General features: G+C 73.0%; 22 protein-coding genes and 1 pseudogene. 15 read left to right on the top strand and 8 right to left on the bottom strand.

Features of this window, described 5'->3' with window-relative positions:
* The first annotated feature begins 39 nt into the window (after positions 1-39).
* Positions 40-2,475 carry a right-handed parallel beta-helix repeat-containing protein gene (locus tag J2Z30_RS41540; protein WP_044579194.1) on the top strand — a complete coding sequence of 812 codons (2,436 nt, stop codon included), beginning with the start codon at positions 40-42 and terminating at the stop codon, positions 2,473-2,475.
* Here the strand turns inward: J2Z30_RS41540 and J2Z30_RS41535 are convergent.
* A complete protein-coding gene (locus tag J2Z30_RS41535; protein ID WP_372453394.1) occupies positions 2,445-4,829 on the bottom strand; it encodes a hypothetical protein in 2,385 nt (794 codons plus the stop codon). The genes J2Z30_RS41540 and J2Z30_RS41535 overlap by 31 nt on opposite strands.
* 202 nt (positions 4,830-5,031) lie before the next feature.
* On the opposite strand from J2Z30_RS41535, the gene J2Z30_RS41530 reads away from it, so the two are divergent.
* Positions 5,032-5,877, top strand: coding sequence for a DeoR/GlpR family DNA-binding transcription regulator (locus J2Z30_RS41530; protein ID WP_044579192.1), 846 nt, complete (start codon positions 5,032-5,034; stop codon positions 5,875-5,877).
* A gap of 24 nt (positions 5,878-5,901) precedes the next feature.
* Positions 5,902-6,372, top strand: coding sequence for an SRPBCC family protein (locus J2Z30_RS41525; RefSeq protein ID WP_044579191.1), 471 nt, complete (start codon positions 5,902-5,904; stop codon positions 6,370-6,372).
* Positions 6,373-6,458: 86 nt separating this feature from the next.
* Here the strand turns inward: J2Z30_RS41525 and J2Z30_RS41520 are convergent, their stop codons facing one another.
* A complete protein-coding gene (locus J2Z30_RS41520; RefSeq protein WP_044579190.1) occupies positions 6,459-7,607 on the bottom strand; it encodes a PLP-dependent cysteine synthase family protein in 1,149 nt (382 codons plus the stop codon).
* Positions 7,608-7,785: 178 nt separating this feature from the next.
* Between J2Z30_RS41520 and J2Z30_RS41515 the strand changes: the two genes are divergently transcribed.
* On the top strand, positions 7,786-8,121 hold the full coding sequence (locus J2Z30_RS41515) for a hypothetical protein (protein WP_020873483.1): 336 nt from the start codon (positions 7,786-7,788) through the stop codon (positions 8,119-8,121).
* Between the two features lie 184 nt (positions 8,122-8,305).
* A pseudogene (locus tag J2Z30_RS50280) lies at positions 8,306-8,809 on the top strand (ATP-binding protein); the annotation flags it as partial.
* Between the two features lie 286 nt (positions 8,810-9,095).
* Here the strand turns inward: J2Z30_RS50280 and J2Z30_RS41505 are convergent.
* Positions 9,096-9,398, bottom strand: coding sequence for an SHOCT domain-containing protein (locus J2Z30_RS41505; RefSeq protein ID WP_044579186.1), 303 nt, complete (start codon positions 9,396-9,398; stop codon positions 9,096-9,098).
* Positions 9,399-9,629: 231 nt separating this feature from the next.
* On the opposite strand from J2Z30_RS41505, the gene J2Z30_RS41500 reads away from it, so the two are divergent.
* Complete coding sequence (locus tag J2Z30_RS41500) at positions 9,630-10,214, top strand: DUF4865 family protein (protein WP_044579185.1); 585 nt, start codon at positions 9,630-9,632, stop codon at positions 10,212-10,214.
* A 73-nt stretch (positions 10,215-10,287) separates the two neighbouring features.
* Here the strand turns inward: J2Z30_RS41500 and J2Z30_RS41495 are convergent, their stop codons facing one another.
* On the bottom strand, positions 10,288-13,113 hold the full coding sequence (locus J2Z30_RS41495; protein ID WP_052701751.1) for a helix-turn-helix transcriptional regulator: 2,826 nt from the start codon (positions 13,111-13,113) through the stop codon (positions 10,288-10,290).
* 87 nt (positions 13,114-13,200) lie between these two features.
* Between J2Z30_RS41495 and J2Z30_RS41490 the strand changes: the two genes are divergently transcribed.
* From J2Z30_RS41490 to J2Z30_RS41475, 4 genes are all read left to right on the top strand, one after another.
* Positions 13,201-13,806: a TetR/AcrR family transcriptional regulator gene (locus tag J2Z30_RS41490; RefSeq protein ID WP_052701749.1), complete on the top strand. Its 606-nt coding sequence runs from the start codon at positions 13,201-13,203 to the stop codon at positions 13,804-13,806.
* A gap of 285 nt (positions 13,807-14,091) precedes the next feature.
* Positions 14,092-14,988 carry a hypothetical protein gene (locus J2Z30_RS41485; RefSeq protein WP_044579184.1) on the top strand — a complete coding sequence of 299 codons (897 nt, stop codon included), beginning with the start codon at positions 14,092-14,094 and terminating at the stop codon, positions 14,986-14,988.
* 123 nt (positions 14,989-15,111) lie between these two features.
* Positions 15,112-15,651 carry a hypothetical protein gene (locus tag J2Z30_RS41480; protein WP_209469057.1) on the top strand — a complete coding sequence of 180 codons (540 nt, stop codon included), beginning with the start codon at positions 15,112-15,114 and terminating at the stop codon, positions 15,649-15,651.
* 26 nt (positions 15,652-15,677) lie between these two features.
* The gene (locus J2Z30_RS41475; RefSeq protein ID WP_044579183.1) at positions 15,678-17,345 is read left to right on the top strand and encodes a carboxylesterase/lipase family protein; all 1,668 of its coding nucleotides are present in this window, start codon (positions 15,678-15,680) and stop codon (positions 17,343-17,345) included.
* Between the two features lie 4 nt (positions 17,346-17,349).
* On the opposite strand, the gene J2Z30_RS41470 is transcribed toward J2Z30_RS41475, so the two are convergent.
* Positions 17,350-18,579, bottom strand: a complete 1,230-nt coding sequence (locus J2Z30_RS41470; protein ID WP_044579182.1) for an ROK family protein — start codon at positions 18,577-18,579, stop codon at positions 17,350-17,352.
* 17 nt (positions 18,580-18,596) lie between these two features.
* On the opposite strand from J2Z30_RS41470, the gene J2Z30_RS41465 reads away from it, so the two are divergent.
* From J2Z30_RS41465 to J2Z30_RS41445, 5 genes are all read left to right on the top strand, one after another.
* A complete protein-coding gene (locus J2Z30_RS41465) occupies positions 18,597-19,853 on the top strand; it encodes an MFS transporter (protein ID WP_044579181.1) in 1,257 nt (418 codons plus the stop codon).
* A gap of 52 nt (positions 19,854-19,905) precedes the next feature.
* The gene (locus tag J2Z30_RS41460) at positions 19,906-20,640 is read left to right on the top strand and encodes a maleylpyruvate isomerase family mycothiol-dependent enzyme (RefSeq protein WP_044579180.1); all 735 of its coding nucleotides are present in this window, start codon (positions 19,906-19,908) and stop codon (positions 20,638-20,640) included.
* A 144-nt stretch (positions 20,641-20,784) separates the two neighbouring features.
* Complete coding sequence (locus J2Z30_RS41455; protein WP_245389034.1) at positions 20,785-21,315, top strand: DUF4442 domain-containing protein; 531 nt, start codon at positions 20,785-20,787, stop codon at positions 21,313-21,315.
* A gap of 6 nt (positions 21,316-21,321) precedes the next feature.
* Positions 21,322-21,564: a DUF6332 family protein gene (locus J2Z30_RS41450; RefSeq protein WP_044579177.1), complete on the top strand. Its 243-nt coding sequence runs from the start codon at positions 21,322-21,324 to the stop codon at positions 21,562-21,564.
* Entirely contained in the window at positions 21,564-22,523 is a 960-nt protein-coding gene (locus tag J2Z30_RS41445) for a DUF2797 domain-containing protein (protein WP_078957082.1), read from the top strand. Before J2Z30_RS41450 ends, J2Z30_RS41445 begins: the two co-directional genes overlap by 1 nt.
* Before the next feature lie 117 nt (positions 22,524-22,640).
* Here J2Z30_RS41445 and J2Z30_RS41440 read toward each other — a convergent pair whose 3' ends face one another.
* From J2Z30_RS41440 to J2Z30_RS41430, 3 genes are all read right to left on the bottom strand, one after another.
* The gene (locus tag J2Z30_RS41440) at positions 22,641-23,306 is read right to left on the bottom strand and encodes a response regulator transcription factor (protein WP_044582312.1); all 666 of its coding nucleotides are present in this window, start codon (positions 23,304-23,306) and stop codon (positions 22,641-22,643) included.
* 51 nt (positions 23,307-23,357) lie between these two features.
* On the bottom strand, positions 23,358-24,593 hold the full coding sequence (locus tag J2Z30_RS41435) for a sensor histidine kinase (RefSeq protein ID WP_044579173.1): 1,236 nt from the start codon (positions 24,591-24,593) through the stop codon (positions 23,358-23,360).
* A 466-nt stretch (positions 24,594-25,059) separates the two neighbouring features.
* Positions 25,060-26,265 (bottom strand): geranylgeranyl reductase family protein, encoded by a 1,206-nt coding sequence (locus tag J2Z30_RS41430; protein ID WP_044579171.1) that lies wholly within the window; start codon positions 26,263-26,265, stop codon positions 25,060-25,062.
* Positions 26,266-26,269: the final 4 nt, after the last annotated feature.

Here is a 26,269-nt window from a genome sequence, read left to right as displayed (position 1 = left end):
GCACACCGGCAACGCACGAGGTGGGGGCACAGCAGCACCATGGCACAGGGCTCGGTCGTCCAGGTGACGCACAGCGGAACGTCGCGGTGGCGGCGCCGCACCGGAGAGTACGCCTCCCTCACGGCGGCCCTGGAGGCCGCCGGGGACGGTGATGTGCTCTCCATCTCGCCCGGCACCTACCGCGAGAATCTGGTGGTGGGCCGGGCCGTCACCCTGCGCGGGCCCGAGGGCTCGGCACGCGGTTCGGTGCGGATCGCGCCGGTGGACGGAGTCGCGCTGACGGTACGGGCCTCCGCCGTGGTCCAGGATCTGCATGTAGAGGGCCAGGACTCGGCCGCCCCCGCGCTGCTGATCGAGGACGGCACCCCGGAGCTGACCGACGTACGAGTGGCCACGCGCTCGGCGGTCGGCATCGAGGTGCGCGGCGGCGCCCGCCCGACCGTGCGGCGGTGCACCGTGGACAACCCCGCGGGCGTCGGGCTCAGCGTGCTGGACGGCGCGGGCGGGGTGTTCGAGGAGTGCGAGGTGGTGGCCGCCGGGCAGTCCGGGGTGGCGGTGCGCGGCGGCGCCCGTCCGCGCCTGGACCGCTGCCGGGTGCACCACGCGTCCGGGGCGGGCTTCTCGCTGACCGGCGAGGGCACCTCGCTGGAGGCCGTCGGCTGTGAGGTGTACGAGATCCGGGGCGCCGGGGTGCAGGTCTCCGGGCGTGCGACCGGGAATCTGACCGACTGCCGGGTGCACCGCACGACGGCCGACGGGGTCAACCTGGACACGGACGCGGTGCTCACGCTCGCCGACTGCGAGATCCATGACGTCCCGGAGAACGCGATCGACCTGAGGTCGCGTTCGGTGCTGACGCTGACCCGCTCCACGGTGCGCCGGTTCGGGCGCAACGGCCTGTCGGTGTGGGACCCGGGTACCCGGGTGGACGCCAACCAGTGCGAGCTGCACGAGAGCACCGGCGACTATCCGGCGGTGTGGGTGAGCGACGGGGCGACCGCGGTGCTCGACTCGTGCCGGGTGCGCGAGGTGCCGGACGCGCTGTTCGTCCTGGACCGGGGGTCGCGGGTCGATGTGGTCGACAGCGATCTGTCCCAGGTGCGCTCCACCGCGGTCTCGGTCAGCGACGGGGCCATCGTCCAGCTGGACGACTGCCGCATCCGGGAGGCGGCCACCGGGGCCTGGTTCCGCGACCACGGCAGCGGCGGCACGCTCGCCAACTGCACCATAGACGGCGCGGCCACCGGAGTGATCGTCACCAAGGGCGCCGATCCGACGGTCGAGCGCACCACGGTCTCCGGGCCGACGGAGGCCGGGTTCTACGTCTCCGCCGAGGGCCGCGGCACCTTCACCGGCTGCCGGGTGACCGGCAGCGGGGGCTATGGCTTCCACATCATCGACGGCTGCCGCACCACCCTGACCCGGTGCCGTACGGAGCGCTGTGCGCGCGGGGGCTACGAGTTCTCCGAGGCGGGGCCGATCGTCGAGGACTGCTCCAGCGACGAGAGCGCCACCACGGCCCTGGGCTCCCCGGGCGCGCCGGGCGAACCCCTGGTCACCGCGCCCGCCGTGGAGACCGCCTCGACGGGCGGGCTGCTGGGCGGCGTCCCGGCGCAGCGAGCCGCCCAGACCTCCGCGCCCGCCGCCGAGCCCCCGGTCGCCGTCCGCCCGTCCACGGCGGTGCTGGGCGAACTGGACACACTGGTCGGGCTGGAGAGCGTCAAGCGCGAGGTGCGGGCCCTCACCGACATGATCGAGGTGGGCCGGCGGCGTCAGGAGGCCGGGCTCAAGGCCGCCTCCGTCCGCCGCCATCTGGTCTTCACCGGCTCCCCCGGCACCGGTAAGACGACGGTGGCCCGGCTCTACGGGGAGATCCTGGCCTCCCTCGGGGTGCTGGAGCGCGGCCATCTGGTGGAGGTCTCCCGGGTGGACCTGGTCGGTGAGCACATCGGCTCCACGGCCATCCGCACCCAGGAGGCGTTCGACCGGGCGCGCGGCGGAGTGCTGTTCATCGACGAGGCGTACGCCCTCTCGCCGGAGGACTCCGGCCGGGACTTCGGCCGCGAGGCCATAGACACGCTGGTCAAGCTGATGGAGGACCACCGGGACTCGGTCGTGGTCATCGTCGCGGGGTATACGGCGGAGATGGAGCGCTTCCTGTCCGTCAACCCCGGTGTGGCCTCCCGTTTCTCGCGCACCATCACCTTCGGCGACTACAGCCCGGAGGAGCTGCTGCGGATCGTGGAGCAGCAGGCCGAGGAGCATGAGTACCGGATCGGCGAGGGGGCGTCGGAGGGGCTGCTCAAGTACTTCACGGCGCTCCCCAAGGGCCCGGCGTTCGGCAACGGGCGCACCGCCCGGCAGACCTTCGAGGCCATGGTGGAGCGGCATGCGGGCCGGGTCGCCCAGCTGAGCGACCCGACCACGGACGACCTCACGCTGCTCTACCCCGAGGACCTGCCGGAGCTCATCTGACCGGCGGCCGCCTCCGCCGCCGGTGGCGGCGTCTGCTCCGGGAGCCGGGCCAGCAGCCCGGCCCGCTCCCGGTCGAAGACGGGGTCGGCCTGGTAGTCGCCGTGCCCCAGGATCGGCGCGGGCAGCGGGTGTTCGGTGGTACGGCCGTAGGCCAGCGGGTCCTTGAGCGCGCCGCAGTCGACCTCGGGCCCACTGCCGTCGGGCAGCTTGATGGGGCCGCCGATCGGGTCGGTGTAGCGCCACAGATTGCGCCAGCAGCGCACCTCGCCGTGGAGCGAGAGCAGCTGGGCGGGCCCGAAGTAGGCGGGGAACCAGCGCCCGTAGAGCCGCTCCAGCGGTGAGCCGTAGGTGAGCAGCGCGACCTGGCCGCGGGTGCGGGGGTCCACCTGCCAGACCGCGGCGGCGGCCAGCACACTGCCCTGGGAGTGGCCGGAGATGACCAGCCGGCCGCCGTGCCGGCGGGTCCAGGTCTCCATCCGCCAGGTGAGATCGGGCACCGCCCGCTCGGCGTAGCACGGCGGCGCGAAGGGGTGGGCGGCGCGCGGCCAGAAGGTGCCCACGTCCCACAGGATGCCGATGGTGCGGCGGGCGGAGGGGCTGCGGTAGGCGCGGCGGGCCCAGGTGACCAGCATCAGGAAGGCCAGCCCCATCAGCCAGGAGCCCAGCGCCTGCGCGGTCTGGGCGGCGGCGTCCACGGCCCCGGGCGCGCCGTCGGCGGCCCGCCCCGGCACCTCGTGGGTGACCCAGGCCGCGGTGACGGCCAGGGCGCCGAACAACAGGGTGAGCAGCGCGACGGGGCCGACGATCCAGGGGGCGGAGTCCGTGAGGCCCGCGCGGGCGATGGTGCCCGCGATCCGCCGGGTCCGTACGGCGTCGGGCCGCTCCCCCGGATAGCCGTCCATGATGGTCGGCAGCAGCCGGTTGCGCACCCGCCACACCCTTACGGTGAAGATCACCAGCAGGACGACCAGGACCAGCAGCAGCGCGGGGATGGCCGTGGCCAGCCAGGTCAGCAGCACCGGCGGCGCTATCCCCGGCCCCTCACCCGGGGTGCCACCGCCGTCCAGCCAGTCGGCGAAGCGCTGGGCGACCCCGCCCGCCAGCACCGCGCCGAGCCCGCAGGCGAGCACGGCGACGGCGGGCCCGGCGAGCCCGTACAACGGGGTGCGGCCGGGCGCGGCCCGGTGCAGGACCAGGGCGCACACCGCCATGGTCACGATCAGCGCGCCCTCCCCGATGGCGATGGCGCAGAACGCCTCGTTGCCCGGCAGCTGGTCGGTGGAGACCCAGCCGGGGCGGGACCAGCCGGCGTACAGGACGGAGAGGGCCAGCACCGCAAGGGCCGCGCCGGGCAGCGCGGTGATGGTGAGGCGGTCCAGCTCCCCGTCGACCTTGGACTCGCTGCGTCCGCGGTGGCACACCACGGCCACCACGGTGACCGCGCCCGCGCAGAGCAGTGTCAGCAGCGTCCAGCCCGCGGTGTCCTGCAGCCCGCTGCCGCCCGGTTCGCGGTCATAGGTGGTGGTGGGCAGGGTCAGGCCCGCCGCGATGGTGAGGAAGCCCGCGGCGGTGTGCGCGGCGCGCAGCCGCGCGACGATCCTGCGGCCGTACCAGAAGCCGGGCAGGCACAGCGCGGGGCGGTTGCCCGCCTCGGGGGCCGACTCGTCGACGGGGCGCTCCAGCGGCGGGGAGGCCTCGTACGCGCTCCAGGTGCGGTTGGACAGGTACCACAGCAGTCCGGTGAGCGCGCCGGGCAGCACCGCGGCGAGCGCGAGCCTGCGGCCGGGCTGGCTCCACCAGCCGTGGTTCTCCGGGGACAGGAAGCCGAGCCAGGACTTGCCCCCGGCGCAGTCGGCCGAACCGGCGCACTGCCAGGCGACCAGGTCCAGGGCCACCTCGCAGGCCCCGGCGATCAGCAGCACGGTCAGGGTGAGCGCCACGAGCCGGACGAGCAGGCCATAGGTGCGCACGGTCCGCTCGCGCCGGTCGGCCGGGGGCCGCATCCAGTGGGCGAGGTTGGCGACCATGAACGGCAGTAAAAGCAGCCACAGGGCGCGGGAGCTGTTGCCCGAGGTGAGGTTGCACCAGACGTACGCCTCGCGGATCGGGCCGTCGCGGTCCGGGCCCTCGCGGTCCTCCGGCGGGCGCTGCTCGGCGTCGATGTCGTCCGCCCTGCGGTAGACCGCCGCGGTCTCGTCGCCGGTGACCAGGCTGGTGCGCGGATCGCCCAGCATCTCCTCGGGGGTGGTGCCGCCCACGCCGTGCACGAGGAGTTCGAGATCGGGTGGTGGCGCCCCGCCCTTGCGGGCTGTCATCGCCTGTTCCGACGCCTCGGCCGGTGTGTCCGTACGCATGGTCGATGGCACCGTGTCCCCCGATCCGGTGTGGTGCGGTCGTTCTGGCTCCAGGATTGTGCCCATCGGCCACCTTCCCCGACCCTGACACGGCGGGCGTGGCGAAATCGTAACCCTGGGTGCACCGGCGCTCGGCTGTCCTCGCCTCATGCGAAGATGAACGCGCGGGCGACGAGGGCCGGCCGGAGGGAGACGTGGCAGGGTGAGCGACAACCAGAACCTGCTCGCGGAGCAGCGGCGTGCCCTGATTCTCGATGAGGTCAGGCGGCGCGGCGGGGTGCGGGTCAACGAGCTGACGCGCAAGCTCAATGTCTCGGACATGACGGTTCGTCGCGATCTCGACGCGCTGGCCAGGCTGGGCGTGGTGGAGAAGGTGCACGGCGGGGCCGTGCCGGTGGCCGAGGCGAGCACGTACGAGCCCGGGTTCGAGGCCAAGTCGGGCCTCGAGCTGAGCGCCAAGGAGGACATCGCCAAGGCGGCGGCCGCGATGGCCACGCCGGGCACCGCGATCGCCCTGGCCGGGGGCACCACGGCCTTCGCGCTGGCCCAGCAGCTGCTGGAGGTGCCCGATCTGACGGTGGTCACGAACTCGGTCCGGGTGGCCGACGTGTTCTACAACGCCCAGCGGTCGGCGGCGCTCGGCGGGGTGGGCCCGCGCCCGGGTGCGGCCACCGTCGTGCTCACCGGCGGGGTGCGGACGCCGTCGGACACGCTGGTGGGGCCGGTCGCGGACGCGGCGGTGCGCTCGCTCCACTTCGATGTGCTCTTCCTCGGGGTGCACGGGATATCGGTGGAGGCGGGTCTGTCGACGCCGAATCTCGCCGAGGCGGAGACCAACCGCCACTTCGTCAGGGCCGCGCGGCGGGTGGTGGTGGTCGCGGACCACACCAAGTGGGGCACGGTGGGACTGAGTTCCTTCGCCTCGCTGGACCAGGTGGACGCGCTGGTCACGGACCCGGGGCTGCCGGAGGATGCGCGGGCGGAGATCTCCGAGTATCTGCCGGAGCTGGTGGTGGCGGGCGAGCCGGTCCGCACCGCAGACATCTGACACCCCGGCAGTTATCGTGTGGCCATGACACACCGGTTGCGTTCCGTCGGGCTGGAGTACGCCGAGACCGCCCCGGTTCGGCTCGTCTTCGTCGCCAAGATCTCGGCCGCTCCGGAGGCGGTGTTCGAGGCGTTCACCGATGTCGAGGGCTGGCCGCGGTGGTTCCGGCAGGTGAAGGACGCCCGCTCCACGGACGGCGGCAAGGGCAGGGAGATCCGCCTCATGGGCGGCACCCTCTTCCGCGAGACGGTCATGGCGGCGGATCCGCATGAGCGCTACGCCTACCGCGTCGACGAGACCAACGCACCGGGGCTGCGGGCACTGCTGGAGGAGTGGACGCTGCGGCCCTCGGACGGCGGGACCGTGGTGCGCTATGTCTTCGCGGTGGACGGCACGGCGGTGCTGCGCGGTGCCGTACGGGCGATGCGGCCGGGTCTGCGGCGCGCGTTCCACCAGGCGGTGCGGAACCTGGACCGGATGGTGGCGGCGGCCTGACGACGGCCGTCCGGGCGAGGTGGCGACCGTAAGGGCATGACGGCGGCCGTACGCGCGTGGCGGCCGTACGGGCGGAGGGCAGTCAGTCAGTCCGTCCAGTTGCCCGTGGTGAGGAAGATGTCGAGCGTCTTCACATATGGCTCGATGTCCAGCCCCTGCTCCTCGAGCCACGCGTCCGAGTAGTACTTGTCCAGATACCGCTCCCCCGGATCGCACAGCAGCGTCACCACGCTCCCGGTCCGCCCCGCGGCGACCATCTCAGCCACGATCCGCAGCGCGCTCCACAGCCCGGTCCCGGTGGAGCCGCCCGCCTTACGGCCGATGGCCCGCTCCAGGGCGCGCACGGCCGCGACGCTCGCCGCGTCCGGGACCTTCATCATCCGGTCGATCGCGCCCGGTACGAAGCTGGGCTCCATCCGGGGGCGGCCGATGCCCTCGATGCGTGAGCCGTGGTCGCTGGAGGCGTGGGCGTCGTGGTGGACCCAGCCGTCGAAGAAACAGGAGTTCTCCGGGTCGGCGACGCACACCCGGGTGTCGTACTGCATGTAGTGGACATAGCGGGCGATGGTCGCCGAGGTGCCGCCGGTGCCCGCCGTGGACACGACCCATGCCGGTTCGGGATAGCGCTCCAGACGCAGCTGCTGATAGATCGACTCGGCGATGTTGTTGTTGCCGCGCCAGTCGGTGGCCCGCTCGGCGTAGGTGAACTGGTCCATGTAGTGACCCCCGGATTCCGCCGCGAGGGCGGCGGACTCCTCGTACATCGTCCGCGGGTCGTCCACGAAATGGCACTGACCGCCATGGAATTCGATCAGGCGGCACTTCTCCCGGCTGGTCGTGCGGGGCATCACCGCGATGAAGGGCACCCCGATCAGCTTGGCGAAGTACGCCTCGGATACGGCGGTCGAACCACTGGACGCCTCGATCACGGGCTTGCCCGGCCGGATCCAGCCGTTGCACAGCCCATAGAGGAACAGCGAGCGTGCCAGGCGGTGCTTGAGACTTCCCGTGGGGTGGGTGGACTCGTCCTTGAGGTAGAGGTCGATCCCCCAGCGCTCGGGCAGCGGGAAGCTCAGCAGATGGGTGTCCGCGGACCGCTGGGCATCGGCCTGCACCTTACGGACGGCTTCCTTCAGCCACTCGCGGTAGCCGTGGTCGCTGCGGTCCACGTCGATCGTCTCGATACTCCCGCGCGCCGTGCCGCCCAACGCCCACTCCTCCTGCTTGTGCCTCATGCCGAGCCCAGCCGCTTGTGCCTCATGCCGAGCCCAGGTGGCATACTCATGCCGTTTCGATCCTCATTGTCCCCCAGTGCGCCCTGGTGTCCGGGGCCGGTCACGGGCACACTGCGCAACAGGGAAAATGAGAGGCGTCGGCACAGTGCCAGTCGGAGCCATCGGGGAGGCGGTTGTGATGGCCGATACGGAGTTCAACGCCAGGGGAGTGCGGATCGAGCGATTCCTGCGCTCGGTCACCCGCGCCGGACAGGTCATGATCAAGGACGGCAGGCTGCAGTTGCTGACCAGTTACGGCAGCGAGATCGACAGCGCGCCCGTGCAGTCGGTGCGTGCGAGCAAGCCCTGGTTCGTGGACGGGGACCAGGCCATGGCCACCGTCAACGGCACCCGTTACCGCCTCACCCTCGGCTCACAGGACGCCAAGTCCACCTCGGCCAAGTCCGGCTCGGGCGCCGCCAGCCGCTTCCTCGACGCCGTCCGGTCCGCCCGGGGGCATGCCTCGAAGAGGTGAGGCGGCCGAGTTGCGCGTGCGCGCGGGGGGACCGACCCTGGACGAGTATCAGTATCACTGAGGGTCAACAAGCGGTGACGCTGAGAACCGTCCCACCGGTCGCGCCCAGCAGCCACCACTGCTGAACGTGTTCGTCGCCCGCATCTGAATCAGGCTAGCCCCACGTCTTCAGGGAGTCGCAGCCGTGATCAGTCGTCCTAGCAGGCATTGCACGGTGGAGCTGCAGGCCCTGCCGTCGCGGATCGGACAGGTCCGCAGAATCGTGTCGGCGCAGTTGCGCTACTGGCATCTGGATCCGCTCATCGACCCGGCGGCGCTCGGCGTCACCGAACTGCTCACCAATGTCCATCGGCACGCCGAGCCGGACAAGCAGTGCACGGTGGAGATCGCTCTCATGCTGGACCGGCTGACCGTTTCGGTCCGCGACCAGGATCCGCGACTGCCTCGCGTTCAGGCGTGCGATCCCTTCGCCACCCATGGCAGGGGGCTCGCGCTGGTCGCGGCCGTCAGCCAGAGCTGGGGGATGCACGCGCGGGACGACGGCGGCGGGAAGGTCGTCTGGTTCACGCTGGCCGTACCGCGGCCCACCGCCACCGCCAAGCCGCCCTTCGCCTCGCACGGGACGGGCCGCACCGCGCCGCCCCTTCGCACGGACGCCTCCCGTCCGGCGCCGGTGCCCACCGTGCCCCTCACCGGCCCCGCACCCGCACCCGCCCCGGCACCGGCGCCTGTCACCCCGGCACCGACGCCCGCGCCCGTGGCCCCCGAACCCGTCGCCGCGGCGCCCGCCCCCGCTGTTGCCGCTCCCGCCCCGGCACCGGCCGCTGCCGCCGCCCCGGCGCCCGCGGTGCGCGAGCGGGCCCCCGCGGCCGCCCGGTCGGCAGCCTCCCGCTGAGCACGCGGAGCGTCCCGCCTCCGGCGAGGCGGGACAGCCCGGATACATCCGGCGGCCCGTACCGCCCCGGCCTCCGCCGTCAGAGGGCCCCGCCCTTCGTCGTATGGCGGCCGAACTGCTCGTCCAGGACCGACAGTCGGCGCCAGTACTCGTCCTCGTCGATCTCACCGGCCGCGAAGCGACGGCCCAGCACCGCGATCGGCGATCGCTCGCCGAAGTCCACGGGGCCGGGGCCGTGCCGCCAGGGGGCGCGTCCGCGCCATCCGGCGCGCCGCAGCACGAAGACCGCGCCGCCGACGACCAGCGCCCACATCAGCGGGACGAGCAGAATCCACGGTCCGGGGCCATCGCCGTCGGCGAAGCCGTGCGCCAGGGTGTTCATGGTGATCGCGCTCCTCGGGAGTGTATTTCTCATGGCCCTCGTCTCGTGGCCACTCCCGAGGATCACTCCCTTGCGGTGCCCCGGTCGTCGTACGGCCGACGACAGTTCCGGTACCTCCCGGGGAGTACGCGCACCGGCCCGGCCTCGCTCTGTACCTACTAGTGTGTACGATCACAGGAGCCGAGAACGAACACGCACGCGAACGCACGCCCCGCCGACAGGAGTTCACCGATGCTCGCCATGCAGTACCGGATCACCCTGCCCGCCGACTACGACATGAAGATCATCCGGCATCGGGTGGAGACGAAGGGGCCACTGCTCGACGACTTCTCGGGGCTGGGCCTCAAGGCGTACGGCATCCGGGAGCACGGTGTGGACGGCTCGCCGGTCCATCAGTACGCCCCGTTCTATCTGTGGACCGCGCCAGAGGCCATGAACCGCTTTCTGTGGGGCCCCGGATTCCAGGGCGTCGTCCGGGACTTCGGCAGGCCTCCGGTCGAGCACTGGCAGGGGCTCGGCTTCGAGCGGGGCCCCGCCGCGGGCACCGTGCCGCGCGCCGCCACCCGTCACGCCGAGCCGGTCCCGGCCGCCGATCCCGCCTCCGCCGTCGAGGGCGCACTGGCGCGGCTGGCCGAGCGCGCCCGTAAGGACGGTGTCCACACCACGGCCCTCGGCATCGACCCGCGCGGCTGGGAGCTGATCCACTTCACGCTCTGGGAGGAGTCGGCACCGCCCTCGGAACCCGGCGACCGCTACCAGGTGCTCCATCTGTCCGCACCCGGCCTGGACGCGCTGCCCACGGGACGGCAGTGGTGACGGCCGTGCGTATGGGCGTCGGCGACGCCCGTGCGTACGGGCGTCGGCCACGCCCGTCATGGGTTTCGCACGGCTAAGGGGGCTTCGGCCCGGCGGTGAAGCGGCGGATCAGATCGGCACGCGAGGTCAGCCCCAACTGAGCGAAGATCCGGCGCAGGTGGTAGTCGACGGTACGGGGGCTCAGACAGAGGCGGGCGGCCACCTCCTTGTTGGTCGCGCCCGCCGCCACCAGCGCGACGATCTCGTGCTGCCGCGCGGTCAGCGTTTCCGTCACTCCGCCCCGGCCGGGGTCCCGGTCCTCGGCAGTGCCCCAGTCCTCACCGCTGGCCCGCAACTCGGACCGGGCCCGGTCGAGCCACAGCCGGGCCCGGTGCCTCCTGAAGGTCTCCGCGGCCTCCCGGAGGTGAACCCGGGCGTCCTTGCGCCGCCGCTCCCGGCTGAGGTATTCGCCGTAGAGCAGGGCCGTACGGGCGCGCTCGAGCTCCCGGTCGCCGGTGCGGTGCAGCCGAAGGGCGTGCCTGAAGTGCGGCTCGGGGTCGTGGGGTTCCAGAAGCGCGCGGCAGCGGGCCGCCAGCGCGGCCGGACGGTCCCGGCCGATGGCCTCCGCCCACAGGGCGAAGGCCGCCGCGGCCCGCTCCGCGCGGGACCGGTGGCCCGCCCTGACGGCGGCTTCCACAAAGGTGGGCACCGCCTCGACCGCGATACCGGGGTGCCCGAGCCCCGTCCGGGTGAGCCGGCGCAGCTTGTCCGCCGCCTCGGCCCACTTCCCGGAGGCGAGGTCGAGCTGGGCCAGACCCCACAGGCCGAGGGCGGACGCGAGTCCCAGTCCGTGTTCCGCGGCATCGTCGACGACGCGATCGGCGTACTGCTCGCAGGTCTCGGTGTCCCCCGCGAGCCCGGCGGCCAGCATCAGCATTCCCATGCAGTTGCGCGCGCAGTTGACCTGACCCGCCTCGCGCGCCAGCCGTAACGCCTCGGTGGCGGTGAGCGTCGCGGTGCCGGGTCCGTTCAGCCAGCATTCGGGGTAGGCAAGGTACTGCATGGCGTGGGCCGTCGTGAGGGCGTCACCCGCCGCGCGCGCCAGCGACACCGCACGGGCGGCGAGCGCGCGGGCCCGGACGTCGTCCGCGGCGAACAGCGCACCGTGGGCGGCCCAGATGAGCAGCAGCGGATCGTCCACCTGCCCGGCCACGTCCAGGCGCCCGCGCAGCCGGGCCACCGCTCCGGGCAGCCGCCCCTGAAGCGACTCGGCGACCCCGAGGAGCAGATCGCCGGTGAATCGGGTCGCGGGATGGCCGCGTTCCGCTGAGCTGTCGAGGATGGCCAGCGCACGGCGGCCGGCTCGCACGGACAGGTCCGCGTCGCCCGCGTAGAGGCCCGCCTCTCCCGCGGCGGCGAGCGCCTTGACCGCGAGGCGGGGATCGTCGTCGGCGAGCAGATCGGCGGCGGTCAGCAGCCGGTCGTAGGCGTCGGTCGCCGTGGCGTGGTGGAGGTCGAGCATGCCCCGGAGATAGGCGATACGCCCTCGAAGGACCGGTCGGTCGGCGCCGACCAGCGGCTCCGCGCGCTCCAGGAGCCGGGCGGCGCGCCGCGGCCGCCCCGCCTGTCCGGTGCTGTCGGCCGCGGTGATCAACCGGCTCGCCCTGCGGCCGTCCTCGCGGGTGAGCCTGGCCGAGCGTTCCATCAGAGCCGCGGCATGGGCCAGTTGGCCCCGCTGCCGGGCCGCGGCGGCCTGGCTCTCCAGTTCATCGGCGAGTTCCGCGGCCGGTCCACCGGCCGGCTGGTCCGCCGGGCCGGTGTCCGGGGGCGACAGCAGCGCCGCCTCGTGCCAACTGCGCCGATAGTCACCGGTGTCGGCGAACGCGCGCGCCAGCAGCTCGTGCGCCCACTGCCGTTCGGCCGGATGGGCGCCGTGGCAGAGGATCGCCCGGCGCACCTCGGTCCGCCGGAAGGAGACCGTCGTGGTCGACCAGCTCACCAGCCCCGCGGCCTCGGCCGGGGCCAGGGCCGCCGGGTCGATCCCCGCCTGCCGGGCGATGCGGAGGAGGGCGGAGGGGTCCATACGGGGCTCGGCGGCCAGGAGCAGCAGCAGCCGCCGGCAGTCGTCGGGCAGCCGGCGGAACCGGGAGAGCCGAATGCTCAGGGCCAAAGGCCCCAGCGGCAGCGGATCGGGCAGTTGGGAGGGCTGGCTCAGCTGGGCGGGGGTCAGGGTCCGTAACAGCTCGCCCAGGACCAGGGGGTTGCCGCCCGCCACATGGACGAGCACCTCGCGCACGGCAGGCGCCACTGGCGAGGTCCGGTGGGCGGCGATCAGCCGCAGGCAGTCGGGGTCGCCCAGCCCGGTGAGGTGCAGCACCGGCACCCCGGGCATGGCCGCTGACGCCTCGCCGTCCGTCGCGGCCAGGATCAGCACGCGCTCGGTGCTGATGCGACGGGCCACGAAGCCAAGGGCGAACCGGGATTCGAGATCGGTCCACTGGAGGTCGTCGACGCAGAGCAGCACGGGTCCTCGGGCGCCTTCCCCGGCCAGCAGCCCCAGCACCGCGATCGCCACGGGCAATCGCTCCCGGGCCGGGGGGAGTTGCCCGCGCAACACCCGCTCCAGGGTCTGCCGCGATGCCGCCGGGAGCCGCCGGAGACCGGTGGCCAGCGGCCGGACCAGCCGCTGCACCACTCCGTAGGGCAGGGTCTCCTCCGTACGGACTCCGTCGGCACGGAGGGCGCGGAAGTCGGACAGGAGCCGCGACGCGTGCCGGAGCAGCGCGGTCTTGCCGATGCCCGGGTCTCCGGTGAGCAGCAGGGCACCGCCGTGTGCGCGGCGGCATTCCCCGGCCCGCTCCGCGAGCCGACGGCGCTCGGTCTGTCTGCCGATGAAGAGGTGCTCGGTGCCGTACGTCATGGACGCGGGCCTCCCGGCTCGACGCCTGGGCGAGAATAATGATTATTCTTCCACAGCCCTGCCACCTGACGCAGCTACCCTGGGTCCGTGCCCGAGCCCGATTCCCTCTCCCGCCCGTCCGGTGCCCAGATCCGTGACCGGCTGATCGAGGCGGCGGCCGAGGAATTCGCCGAGCGGGGTTATGACCGAGCCCGGGTGCAGGACATAGCCCGCCGTGCCGGGCTTTCGACCGGAGCCATCTACGGCAACTTCCGCAACAAGGCCGAACTCCTCGCCGAGGCGGTCGACTACGGCCTGGCGTCCACGTCGCACAGGCTCGGCCAGGCGCTGGACCGCGGTGCCTCCCCCGCCGAGGTACTGCGATTGATCACAACGGATTCCTCCGGTACCCGGCTGCGGATGTGGGCACCCCTGGTCAGTGAAGCCCTCGCGGCCGCACGGCGGGACGCCGAAGTCGCCCGCAGGGTCCATACCGCCCTGGGCAGGGTCGAGAGCCGTCTGACGGATCTGGTCACCCTCGCCCAGCGGGACGGGTCGTTCTCCTCCGAGCTGGACGCCGCGGCCTGTGCGCGTCTGATGTTGTGCGTGTCCATCGGCATGGACGTGCTGACCGCGTTGAGCGTCGAGGGCCCGGACCACGACGGGTGGCTCACCTTGATGCACCACCTGTTCGCCGGGCTCACCAATCGGTGAAGTCGCCGGTCCCGGACCGGCGGTCATCACCTGGGCGCCCATGAAAAGACCTGGTCAGTAACTCGGCGAGAGAAAAGCTGTTTTCATCCGCTCTGCGGATGCGTTGACATGTGCGAGGCCGGACTCCACTCTGCGGTGAACCGGGGCAGGGCCATCTCGGCGAAACCGCCCCGCATTCGTCAGGGTGAGCGGTCACCTGACACAGCACTCCACTCGGACTTCCCTTGAAGAAGAGAGGAAACCGTGTCTTCGCGAAAACATCCCTTAACCGCCGGTGCCATTGGTATGGCCTCGGTGGTCGGCGCCGCACTGGGTATCACGGCCACCGGCCCGGCGCCCGCCGCCGCACAGGAGACCAACTCATCCGTGCGGCAGACCCGAAACCCGCAGACCACGACGGTACGGTACGGGCCTTTCACCATTCCCGCCGCCAGCGGGCACGACGATCACGGTGAAACCCGCAACCGTATCGAGTGGAACGTCCAGAAGCCATGTGAAAACTGCTTCGTCACGGGCTTCAAGCCCAATCTCGTCTACGCGGACGGGTCGAACGCCAACGTCAACACCGGGCCGATGCTGCACCACGCGGTGCTGGGCACCCACAAGAGGTCCGACGTCGTATGCAAGGGCCCGCAGCGGGTTTTCGCCTCCGGTAATGAACGGGTGGAAACCAAACTGCCGCCGGGGTACGGCGTGAAGGTCGTTCGGGGCGAACGGTGGAACATGCTCTACGACCTCATGAACCATGTGCCCGAGGAAAAGAAGGTCTACATTTCCATCACCTACACCCATGAGTTCGCCGACGGCTCACAGCTCACCCCGGTCACGCCGATCTGGATGGACGCCGGCAGTTGTCTCGGCAGCGTCTGGGACGCGCCGGAAGGTGTCAGCGAAAAGTCCCGGCGCTGGCGCTCGACCGTCTCCGGAAAGCTTGTGCACATGCGGGGTCATGTCCACCACGGCGGGCACTCCGTACGGACCGAGAACCTCACCACCGGAAAACTCCTGTGCAATGTCGTGGCGGAAGAGGGCGGCAGCCCCGAATTCATCGATCCCCATGGCCATGCCGAGATCTCGGACATGCCGCCCTGCGGCGGTGACCCCTGGGAACGATTCGCAAAGGCGACGTCCTCCAGGTCACCGGCAGGTACGAGATCGAGGGCCACACCCACGACGACGTAATGGGGATCATGGTCGGCTGGATCGCCAAGGACTGATCCCGTCCCCGATGAACCCGTGGGGCGGGCGAGGTGCCCGCCCCACCGATCACCACCGCCGAGGGGGGCTCCCATGGACCCGGCTCCCATGAACCCGAAGAGGATCCGCGGACCGGTGTCGGGGTGGGCGCTGGGCGCCGCCGACGCCCTCATCTGCCTCGGATGGGGGGCCAGTGTGTGGGTGGCCTCGCGGATCGAGGCGGGCGCCACACTGCGCACCGCCGCGCTGTTCGCACATCTGGGGGCCCTGGTCCTCGGCATGGGCGCGGTGCTGACCATCGACTACTACGGGGTCCTGTGGCTGCTGGGCCGGCGGACCCTGGGCCAACTGCTGGACTTCACGGAGCCATTGCACACACCGGTGTGGGCGGGGCTGGCCGGGCTGGTGGTGAGCGGTGTGCTGCTCCACCCCGATCCGGCCGATCCGCTCACCCGGGTCAAGCTGGCGCTGGTGCTGGTGGTGGCGCTCAACGGGGTGCACGCGCGGGACCTGCACCGACGGCTGGCCGGACGGAGCGAGCCGGGGTCGGCACGGGGCCTGCTGATGTGCGGGGGCATCTTGGCGGCCGTCTCCCAACTCGGCTGGTGGGGTGCCCTGGCGATCGGGTTCATCAACAACCAGTCATGAACGTCAAGGACCCACAAGGAGACCGTATGAGATCCCGCACCGTGTTACGCACCGTGTTACGCGTCGCCGTCGCCCTGGCCGCCCTGCCGCTGTCGGCGATGGCTCCGCCGGGGGTCGTGGCGGCCCCGGCCGACCCCCGCACCGGCCCCGGCCACTCCTCTTCTCTCGTCGTCCGTACTACGCACGGCTCGGTGCGCGGCGTGCTCGGGGAGGACGGCGGCCGGGTCTTCCAGGGCATTCCCTTCGCGGCTCCGCCGACGGGGGCCCTGCGCTGGCGCCCGCCCCGGCCGGCCGCGTCATGGCGGGGCATACGGGACGCCACCGCACCGGCCAGTCCGTGCGCGCAGTCGCCGCTGACCCTGCTCCCGGACGGCGGGCCCGTGCTGCCCGGCGACTCCAACCGGACCGGCAGCACCTCGGAGGACTGCCTCTACCTGAACGTGTGGACGCCTCCCGCCCGCGCGGTGCGCGGCCCTCTGCCGGTACTGGTGTGGCTGCACGGCGGTGGCAACGCCTACGGCGCCGGAAGCGACTACGACGGCGCCGCGCTCGCCGCGCGGGGAATGGTCGTGGTCACGGTCAACTACCGCCTCGGAGCGCTGGGGTTCCTCGCCCATCCCGCCCTGTCGGCGGAGAGCGCGGACCGTGCCTCGGGGGACTACGGTCTGATGGACCAGCAGGCCGCGCTGCGCTGGGTGCGACGCGACGTCGGCGCGTTCGGCGGTGACCGGAACCGGGTCACACTCGGCGGTCAGTCCGCCGGGTCCGTGGACACCTGTCTGCATATCGCCTCCCCGACCGCGAAGGGCCTGTTCCACCGGGCCGTTCAGCAGAGCGGAAGCTGTCTGCCGAAGGCGTCCGCACCGCTCTCCCTGGCCGAGGCCGAGAGGCGCGGTCAGGTCCTCGCGGCCTCCCTCGGCTGCGCCGACCCACAGGCCGCGTCCTCCTGCCTGCGCGCCGTGCCCACCACCCGGCTCATCCGCACCGTCCCCGGGGCGCTGCCCCTGTGGTCGGGCAACACCGGGCCGCGCGTCCTCCCGGCGTCGCCACGCACGGCATGGGCCACGGGCCGGGTGAACGCGGTCCCGACCCTGAGCGGATCCACCCACGACGAGTACCGCTACTTCACGGCGCTGTCCATGGATCTGCTGGGCGGCGGCCCACTCACCCCCGAGCGGTACGCCGCCGAGATCGCGGCGCGGTATCCCGCCGAGGCGGCGGCCGTCCTCGCCATGTATCCGGCCGCCTCCTACCCCTCCCCGAACCTGGCCTATTCGGCCGTCAACACCGACCAGAAGTTCGCCTGTCCGGCGCGCGCGGACAGCCGTCTGTACAGCGGCCGGGCGCCCGTCTACGCGTATGAGTTCAACGATCCCCAGGCGCCCCCGTTCATCCCGGCGCCGCACACCCCCCAGGGCGCCTTCCACGCCTCGGAACTGGCCTATCTGTTCCCCATGGACGCCGTACCCCCGCTGAACCCGGCCCAGCGGAGGCTGTCCGCCACGATGACCGGCTACTGGGCGCGGTTCGCCGCCACCGGTGACCCCAACGGGCCGGGCGCGCCCCGCTGGCCGCGGTACACCCCCGACCGCGACCGCGCCCAGGTGCTGGCACCGGACCGGACCGCGCCCACCACCGGTTTCGCGGCCGATCACCGCTGCGGGTTCTGGCAGCCACCCTCGGCCACGGGCTGACGGTTCAGACGGCCGACAGCGCCGCCAGCGGATCGTCCAGCACCGGCTGCCACGCCAGCTCCGCCGCTCCGACCAGGCTGTTGTGGTCCAGCGTGCACGGCAGAATCGGCACGCCCCCGCTCCGGCCCCACAGGCTGCGCTCGGCCACCACCGCGCGCAGCCGCTCCGGGTCGGCCTCCAGGAGTTCGCGGTGCAGCCCGCCGAGGATGATGCGGTCCGGGTTGAGGATGTTCACCAGACCGGCGAGTCCGAGGCCGAGACGGTCGATGAGCTGCTCGGTGGCCGCCCTTACGGACGGCGCCGTGGCGTACTCCTCGCGCAGCAGATCGCGGGCCTGCTGCAGCAGGGACACCTCCGGGCCCGGTTCGCGCCCGGCCGCCGTGAGGAAGGCGAGCGGATCGGCCTCGATGTCCAGACAGCCACGGCTGCCGCAGTGGCAGGGCGGGCCCTCGGGGTTGACGGTCAGATGGCCCACCTCGAGGGCGAGCCCCGCGCTGCCCGTGTGCAGCCGTCCGTCGAGCACCAGCGCGCCGCCGACGCCCCGGTGCCCGGTGGCGACGCAGAGCAGGTGCTGGGCGCCACCGCCCGCGCCATGGCGGTGTTCGGCGAGCGCGGCCAGGTTGACGTCATTGCCCGCGAAGCCGGTGACCGGCCCGCCGTCGTCGCCGCGGATCCCGGCCGCGGCCAGGCTGCGGTTGAACAGCTCGCGCACGGGGGCGCCCGCGGGCCAGGCGACGTGCAGCGGGTTCAGGGCGGTGCCCTCCGGTTCGGCGACCGCGGACGGGACGGCGAGCCCCGCGCCCACACAGCGGCGGCCGGTCTCCCGCAGCAGCAGGGCACCGGCCTCGACGACCGCGTCGATCACATGCGCCGGGTCCGCGGGCACCGTCATACAGCCGGGCGCGGTGGCCACGGTCTGCCCGCCGAGCCCGACCAGCGCCGCGCGGAAGCCGTCGGCGTGCACCTGGGCGGCGAGCGCGACCGGCCCGTGCGGCGCGATCGACAGCCGGTGCGAGGGACGGCCCTGTGCCCCGGCGGCCCCGAGCGGCCTCGAGTCGACCTGGATCAGGCCGAGCGCCTCCAACTCGGCGGCGACGGCGCCCGCGGTCGCCCGGGTCACCCCGAGTTCGGAGGTGAGCACGGCGCGGGTGGGTGCGCGGCCGGTGTGGACGAGTGCCAGTGCCGGGCCAAGAGCGCTTCGGCCGCGCTCGAGCCTTGTCCGTGTCTGGGTCACGCCTCTATTCTCACTTTGTGCCGACTCCAAACAAAACACGGACGGCCACTCCGGGCGCGCGCCGCTCCGTCTCCACGGATCGCGACCTCACCCGACTCCGCGCCGCCATCACCGCGTTCTTCTTCCTCGACGGATTCGTGTTCGCCGGATGGGTCGCCCGGATCCCCGCGATCAAGGACCAGACGAGCGCTTCGGAGGGCGCGCTGGGGCTGGCGCTGCTCGGCGTGTCGGCGGGCGGTACGGCCACGATGATGGCCACCGGACGCCTGTGCCGCCGCTTCGGCAACCATCCGACGACGGTGGCCGCCGGTGTGCTGCTCGCGGGCTCGGTCGCGCTGCCGCCGCTGACCCACTCCGCGCTCGCCCTCGCGCTGGTGCTGCTGGTCTTCGGCACCGGGTTCGGCGCGCTCAACGTGGCCATGAACAGCGCGGCCGTCGACCTCATCGCCGCCCTGCGCCGCCCGGTCATGCCCGGCTTCCACGCCGCGTTCAGCCTGGGCGGGATGGCCGGGGCGGGGCTGGGCGGGCTGATCGCCGACCATCTCTCCCCCACCCGCCATCTGTCGCTGCTAGCGGTCTTCGGGCTGCTGCTCACGGCTGTCGCGGGCCGGACACTGATCTCACTGCCGGTGCCCACACCGCGGATCGGCTCGGGGCCCGCGGCCGAGTCCCGGCGGGCCACCGACCTCGAAACGCCCCCCGGCGCACAGCGGCCGGGCCGCGCCCGGTGGCTCGTCGCCGTGTTCGGCCTGATCGCGCTCTGCACGGCGTACGGCGAGGGCGCCATGGCCGACTGGGCCGCGCTCCATCTGCACCAGGACCTCGACACGTCCGCCGGGCTCGCCGCGGCGGGCTACGCCGTCTTCGCCCTGATGATGGCCGTCGGGCGGCTGAGCGGCACCGCGCTGCTCGAACGGCTCGGCCAGACCAGGACGTTGGTCGCGGGCGGTGCCACGGCCGCGGCCGGAATGCTGCTGGGCTCGCTCGCGCCCACGATCTGGCTCGCCCTTCTCGGCTTCGCGGTCACCGGGCTGGGACTGGCCAACCTCTTCCCCGTCGCCATCGCGCGGGCGGGCGCGCTGACGGGGCCGGGCGGGGTCGCCGCGGCCTCCACGCTCGGCTACGGCGGCATGCTGCTGGGCCCGCCGACGATCGGCTTCCTCGCCGACTGGTACTCGCTGCCGGTCGCGCTCACCACGGTCACGGCGCTGGCGGCCGTGGCGGCCGTCGTCGCGTACGGCACGCGGAACGCCGCGCGCACGGCCGGAAGCTGACATTCCGCCGACCCGGCCGGGCGTTGTCGGAGGCGGCTGGCATGATTCCGCCATGGAGACTGCCGAGTTGATCGAAATCGTGGACCGCGAGGGCCGGTTGCTGGCCGACGCCGCGGCCGAGGCCGGGGTCGACGCCCCCGTGCCCACCTGCCCCGACTGGCGCGTCCGCGATCTGCTGTCCCACATCGGCCGGGTGCACGGCTGGGCCGCCCGGTTCGTCGCCGAGGGCCTGACCGACCCGGTCCGGCCGGCGGTCGGGGCGGCACCGGCCGACGCCGAGCTGGTGTCGTGGTACCGCGAGGTCCATGGCCGGCTGGTCGACGTCCTCACTCATGCCGACCCCGAGGTGAAGTGCTTCACCTTCCTGCCCTCGGACGCTCCGCTGGAGTTCTGGACCCGGCGCCAGGCCCATGAGACGGCCATCCACCGGATCGACGCGGAGTCGGCGCGCGGCGGGGACTTCTCCCCGTTCACCCCGGAGTTCGCGGCCGACGGGGTCGATGAGCTGCTGGCCGGTTTCCACAGCCTGGACCGGTCCCGGGTGCGCACGGACACCCCGCGCACGCTCCGGGTGAGGACCACGGACCAGGGCGCGGTCTGGACGATGCGGCTGTCCCAGGACGCTCCGCGCACCGAGCGCCACGGCGAGGGGGCGGCCGACTGCGAGCTCAGCGGCCCGGCCCGCGACCTCTATCTCGCGCTCTGGAACCGGCTGCCGATCACCGCGCTGACCACGGAGGGGGACGAGAAGCTGGCCGAGCTGTGGCGGGAGCACTCGGGGATCTGACCTCCCGGCCGCTCGGGGTGCGACCACACCGCCCGGGTTGCGCCCACCGCTCGGCTGGCGCCCACCGCTCGGCTGGCGCCCACCGCTCGGGCAGGCCAACCATTTGGGTTACCGGCGAGTAATAACTCGTGTTAGCTTCCTGCCATGTCACGTCGATCGATGTCGCCGCGTGGACTGCGCCGCGCGATGAACTGGTGGCCGCCCTATCTCTTCGCCGGGGTGCGGGTGGTCCACCTCGCGGAGGACTGGAGCAGCGCCCGCGTCAGGCTGCGGCAGCACCGCTTCAACTCCAACTACGTGGGGACCCATTTCGGCGGCTCGCTGTTCTCGATGAGCGACCCGTTCTGGATGCTGCTGGTGATGCGACGGCTCGGCCGGGACTACATCGTCTGGGACAAGGCCGGCGAGATCGACTTCGTCTCGCCCGGCCGCGGTGACGTGTTCGCCGACTTCAAGCTCACCGAGGAGCGGCTTGAGGAGATCCGCGAGGCCACGGCGGACGGCGGCAAGGCACTGCCGTGGTTCGAGAACGAGGTGGTCGCCGCGGACGGTACGGTCGTGGCACGCGTACGGAAGCAGCTGTATGTGCGCCGGAAGCACGATGACGGGCAGCGCGAGCCGGGGCCGGGGAGGACCGACCCGGCGGCGGCCACCGGACACCAGGCGAAGGGCTGAGACGAGATGACCGGACCCCGCACCCAGAGCGAACGCGACGCGCTCACCATCGAGATAGTGTTCGCCCTGGTCACGGCCGGTCTGCTGGCAGCCGTGCTCTACGTGGCGGTCGCGAGCCCCGCCCTCTTCGGCGACCTGGACCGGGCCCACGAGCGGGCCTGGCAGGGAGCCGCCTTCGCGGTGGCCATCGTCGGATTCGCCATCCGGCTGGTGCGGGCGCTGTGGCTCTTCTCCCGGCAGAAGCGCTGATGCCCCAGGGCCGGGGCCAGCGCCAGAGCGCGCAGGACCAGAGCGCGCAGGACCAGAGCCAGGACCCGCAGCCCGCACGATGGCAGTGCGCCGGGGCACGCTGGGGCCGCGGCGGGCCCGCGCTGGTCTGGCGCCATCCGGCCCAGGGGGAACGGCTCTCCCCGCTGACGCCGGACCGCCCGCTCTCGTTCACCACCGGGCCCCGGCGCGACTGCGTCGGCGTCCGAAGGGGCGCCCGGCACACCCCGTGCCCGGCCGGGGCCGAGGTCCCGCCCTCCGCCGTATCGGCTCAGTGCCCGGACTGCGCCCGGCTGGACCGCTCTTACTCCGTGGCCGCCGACACCCGTACGGACGATCCGCGCCCTTACGACGTCTATCTCGCCTGGTTCGGACCGGAGTTGGTCAAGGTCGGGATCACCGCGGCCGAGCGGGAGGGGGCACGGCTGCTGGAGCAGGCCGCGCTCTCGTACTGCCTGCTGGGCCGGGGCCCGCTGATGGCCGCGCGCCGCGCCGAGGCCGTGCTGGGCGCCGCGCTCGGCGTCCCGGACCGCTTCCCGTACGCCGCCAAGCGCACCGCCCGCGAGGCCCCGCCACCCCCGGAGCGACGGGCCGCCGACCTCGCCGCTCTCCACCAGCGGGCGCGCGGCCTGGGCGGTCTGCCGGAGTCACTGGCCCTCGCCCCGTTCGACCCGGTGCACCACGATGCGGCGTTCCACCTGGACCGGGTGCGCCCCGCGCCGGGGCTGATCCAGTTCGTCCCCGAGGCCACCGTGGCCGGTCGTATCGACGCCGTGGCGGGCCCGGACATCCATCTGACCTCGGCGGACGGCCAGGCCCTGGTGATGGACACCCGGCAGCTGACGGGCTGGCCACTGGCGTCGGCCGCGGCGGACGCCCCGACGACGGCACCGGTGGCGCGGCGGGAGCGGGAAGCGGAGGCCCCGGAGGGGCTGTTCTGAGCGGAGGGGCTGTTCTGAGGGGCCACGCTGGACGGAGGGCCGTGCTGAGCGAGGGGTCCGGAGCACAAAGCCCGGAGCACGAAACCCGGAGCACAAATCCCGGAGCACAGAGCTCGCTCAGCCGAGCCAGCCCGGCCGGACCAGGCCCGACTCATAGGCGAGCACGACGAGTTGGGCGCGGTCCCGGGCGCCCAGTTTGACCATCGTGCGGCTCACATGGGTCTTGGCGGTGAGCGGGCTGACCACGAGCCGCCGCGCGATCTCCTGGTTCGACAGCCCCATGCCGACCAGGGCCATCACCTCCCGCTCCCGCTCGGTCAGCTCCGCCAGCGCCGCCGCGGGCGCGGGTTCCCTGGACCGGGCCGCGAACTCCGCGATGAGACGGCGGGTCACCCCGGGCGACAGCAGCGCGTCGCCGCCGACGACCGCGCGCACCGCTCGCAGCAGCTCATCCGGTTCGGTGTCCTTGACCAGGAAGCCGGAGGCGCCGGAGCGGATCGCCTCGAAGACGTACTCATCGAGTTCGAAGGTGGTCAGCATGACCACCTTCACCTCGCCGAGTGCCGGATCCCCGGTGATCCCCCGGGTGGCGGCGAGGCCGTCGAGCACCGGCATGCGGATGTCCATGAGGACGACATCGGGGCGCCGCTCCCGTACGAGCGCCAGCGCCTGCTCCCCGTCGGCCGCCTCGCCGACCACCTCGATATCCGGCTGCGCGGCCAGCAGGGCGCGGAATCCGGCGCGGACGAGGAGCTGGTCGTCGGCGAGCGCGACACGGATCACGGTCTCGGGCCCGTCCTCATCCCTCATGGGTCTGACTCCCGCCCTCATCCCTCATGGGGTCTCCCTCCCACCCTTGAACGGGATCCTGGCCCGGACGCGGAAGCCGCCGTCCGGGCGCGGGCCCGCCTCCACTGTGCCGCCGAGCGCGGCGGCCCGCTCACGCATGCCGACCAGGCCGTTGCCGCCGCCCGTCGCCCCGTCCCCGGTCGCGGGGCCGTCGTCGTCCACCCGCAGCTCCAATTCACCGGGGGCATAGTGCAGCAGCACATGGGCGTTCCGGGAGCCGGAGTGGCGGACGATATTGGTCAGGGCCTCCTGCACGATACGGAACGCCGCGAGATCGGCGCCGGGCGGCAGGGCCGTCCGTACGCCCTCCACCCCCACCCGCACCGCGAGCCCCGCGTCCGCCGCCTGCCCGGTGAGCTCCGCCAGCCGGTCCAGGCCGGGTGCGGGTGAGCGCGGCGCGGCGCCGGGCGCGCCGGAGCCGGAGGTCCGCAGAGTGTCGAGGACTTGGCGGACCTCGCCCAGCGCCTCCTTGCTGGCCGCCTTGATGGTGGTCAGCGCGGTGCGGGCCTGCTCGGGGTCCTGGTCGAGGAGGGCGAGCCCGACGCCCGCCTGGACGTTGATGACCGAGATGCTGTGGGCGAGGACGTCATGCAGTTCGCGGGCGATCCGCAGCCGCTCCTCGTCGGCCCGGCGGCGCGCCGCCGCCTCCCGTTCGGCCCGTTCCCGGGCCCACTGCTCACGCCGTACGCGGACGAGCTCGGACGCGGCCACGATCGCCACCGCCCAGGCGGTGACCACCAGCTCCTGCCCCCATCCGACGGGCCCGTCGTCGCCCGGCGGCAGCCAGCGGTAGAGCCAGTGGCCGATGAGCAGATGGCTCCCCCACAGCAGCCCGAGTGCGCTCCACGCAGCGATCCGCCGCCCGGCCGCGATGGCCGTCACACAGGCGACGACGACACTGAGGAAGACGGGCCCGTACGGATATCCGGCGGCGAGGTAGACGGCGGTCACCACCGCCGTGCCGACCACGACCGCCCCGGGCCGGCGATGGCGCATGAGCAGCAGCGCGGGCCCGGCGAGCAGCAACGCGGCGCTCCCGGGCCCTAGGCCCGCCCGGACGGGCTGATCGTGAGCGGCGAACCCGGTGCCCACCATCTGGACGACGGCGATGGCGACCGAGGAGCGCCAGGGCACGGCCGAACGCGATGGGTCGAAGGGCGCCCCGCGCCGCCATCCGCCCCGCCGCTGCCCCGGGCCGTGCTCCCCCGTGAATCCGTGCATACGGGCAACGCTAAACCGGCCAGGCGCCCCGGGCGTCCCCCCTGCGCGGTGCCCGCGCCTACTCCCGGCGGAGTAGGCGCCCATGCCCTGCCGGGCAGAGCGCGGGACAGGGCCGAGCCGAGCCCGGCTCCCCACCGCAGCGCGGCGGACGTGAGGCAAACCCAAACCGAACACCTGCGGCACCCGGCGACGAGCCGTGCGAGCGCGCGCACGGGCAGCGGGTCGCCCAGCATGCCCGCCGGCGCCCTCGCGTCGCCCGTCCCCGGCAGCGCCGCCTCTTCCGATACGGGCGGGGCGCCCCCGGCATGGCCGTCGCAGACCCGCGAAGATCAGCCCGACGCGACCGAAGCCAAGCCCTGCGCGGTGTCCGGCGGACCACGCGGCGGAGCCGCATATCGTCAGGTGTCGGGAAGGGGCGGGGAGGGGAGCCGCGCGCCGCAGGCGTCAAGATCCGCCCCCCTAGCCCCTAGCCCCGGTCCATCGCCCCCAGGGCCCGGCGGGCGGCCGGGTGGGTGCGGACGAGGTCGCCCAGTGTGGTCGTACCACGGGTGATCTTCGTGAACGCGCGCCATGCCGGGCGGAAGCCGGTGATCACCGCGTGGAACATCCCGGGGCGGCGGGCGAAGACCGTGTGCAGACGGCGGCCGACACCCATCTCCACCCCCAGCCCCGCCTTGATCGCGAAGGCGTAGTTCAGGGCCTGGCGGCGGGCGTCCACCGCGTCGTGGGCCTCGGCGACGCGCACCGCCCACTCCCCCGCGAGCCGGCCCGAGCGCAGCGCGTAGGAGATGCCCTCTCGGGTCCACGGCTCCAGCAGTCCGGCCGCGTCGCCGCACACCAGGACCCGGCCGCGCGACAGCGGCGAATCGTCGGAGCGGCAGCGGGTCAGATGCCCGGAGGAGATGCTCGGCTCGAATCCGGCGAGGCCGAGCCGGGCGATGAAGTCCTCCAGATAGCGCTTGGTCCCGGCGCCCTCGCCGCGCGCCGAGATGACGCCGACCGTAAGGGTGTCGCCCTTGGGAAAGACCCAGCCGTAACTCCCAGGCATCGGGCCCCAGTCGATGAGCACCCGGCCCGCCCAGTCCTCCGCGACGGTCTCCGGAACCGGGATCTCCGCCTCCAGGCCGAGATCCACCTGGTCCAGCTTCACGCCGACGTGCGCGCCTATGCGGCTCGCGCTGCCGTCCGCGCCGACCACGGCCCTCGCCAGCACGGTCTCACCGTCGGAGAGCACCACGGCGACCGTGCGCCGGTCGGGCACGGCCGGGCCGTGCTGCTCGACGCGGGTGACCGCGACGCCCGTACGGACCTCGGCACCCGCGTCCTTGGCGGCGTCGACCAGGGCCGCGTCGAACTCCGGCCGGTTGATCAGTCCGAAGAGCGCGTGCTTGGAGCGGCGGGTGCGGGACAGCTTGCCGTTCAGCGAGAACGTCACCGCGTGCACCCGCTCCCGCAGCGGCAGTTCGAAACCCGGCGGAAGGGCGTCGCGCGAGGGGCCGATGATGCCACCGCCGCAGGTCTTGTAACGCGGCAACTCGGCCTTCTCCAACAACAGCACCCGGCGCCCGGCGCAGGCGGCGGCATGGGCCGCGGAGGCACCCGCGGGGCCCGCGCCCACCACGACGACGTCCCATACCGTCTCATTGTCCGGGGCTGCGTTGTCGCTGCTCACGTGT

The organism is Streptomyces iranensis (genome assembly GCF_017874715.1).
Lineage (GTDB): Bacteria > Actinomycetota > Actinomycetes > Streptomycetales > Streptomycetaceae > Streptomyces > Streptomyces iranensis.
This window is presented reverse-complemented; position numbering and strand designations above follow the sequence as displayed.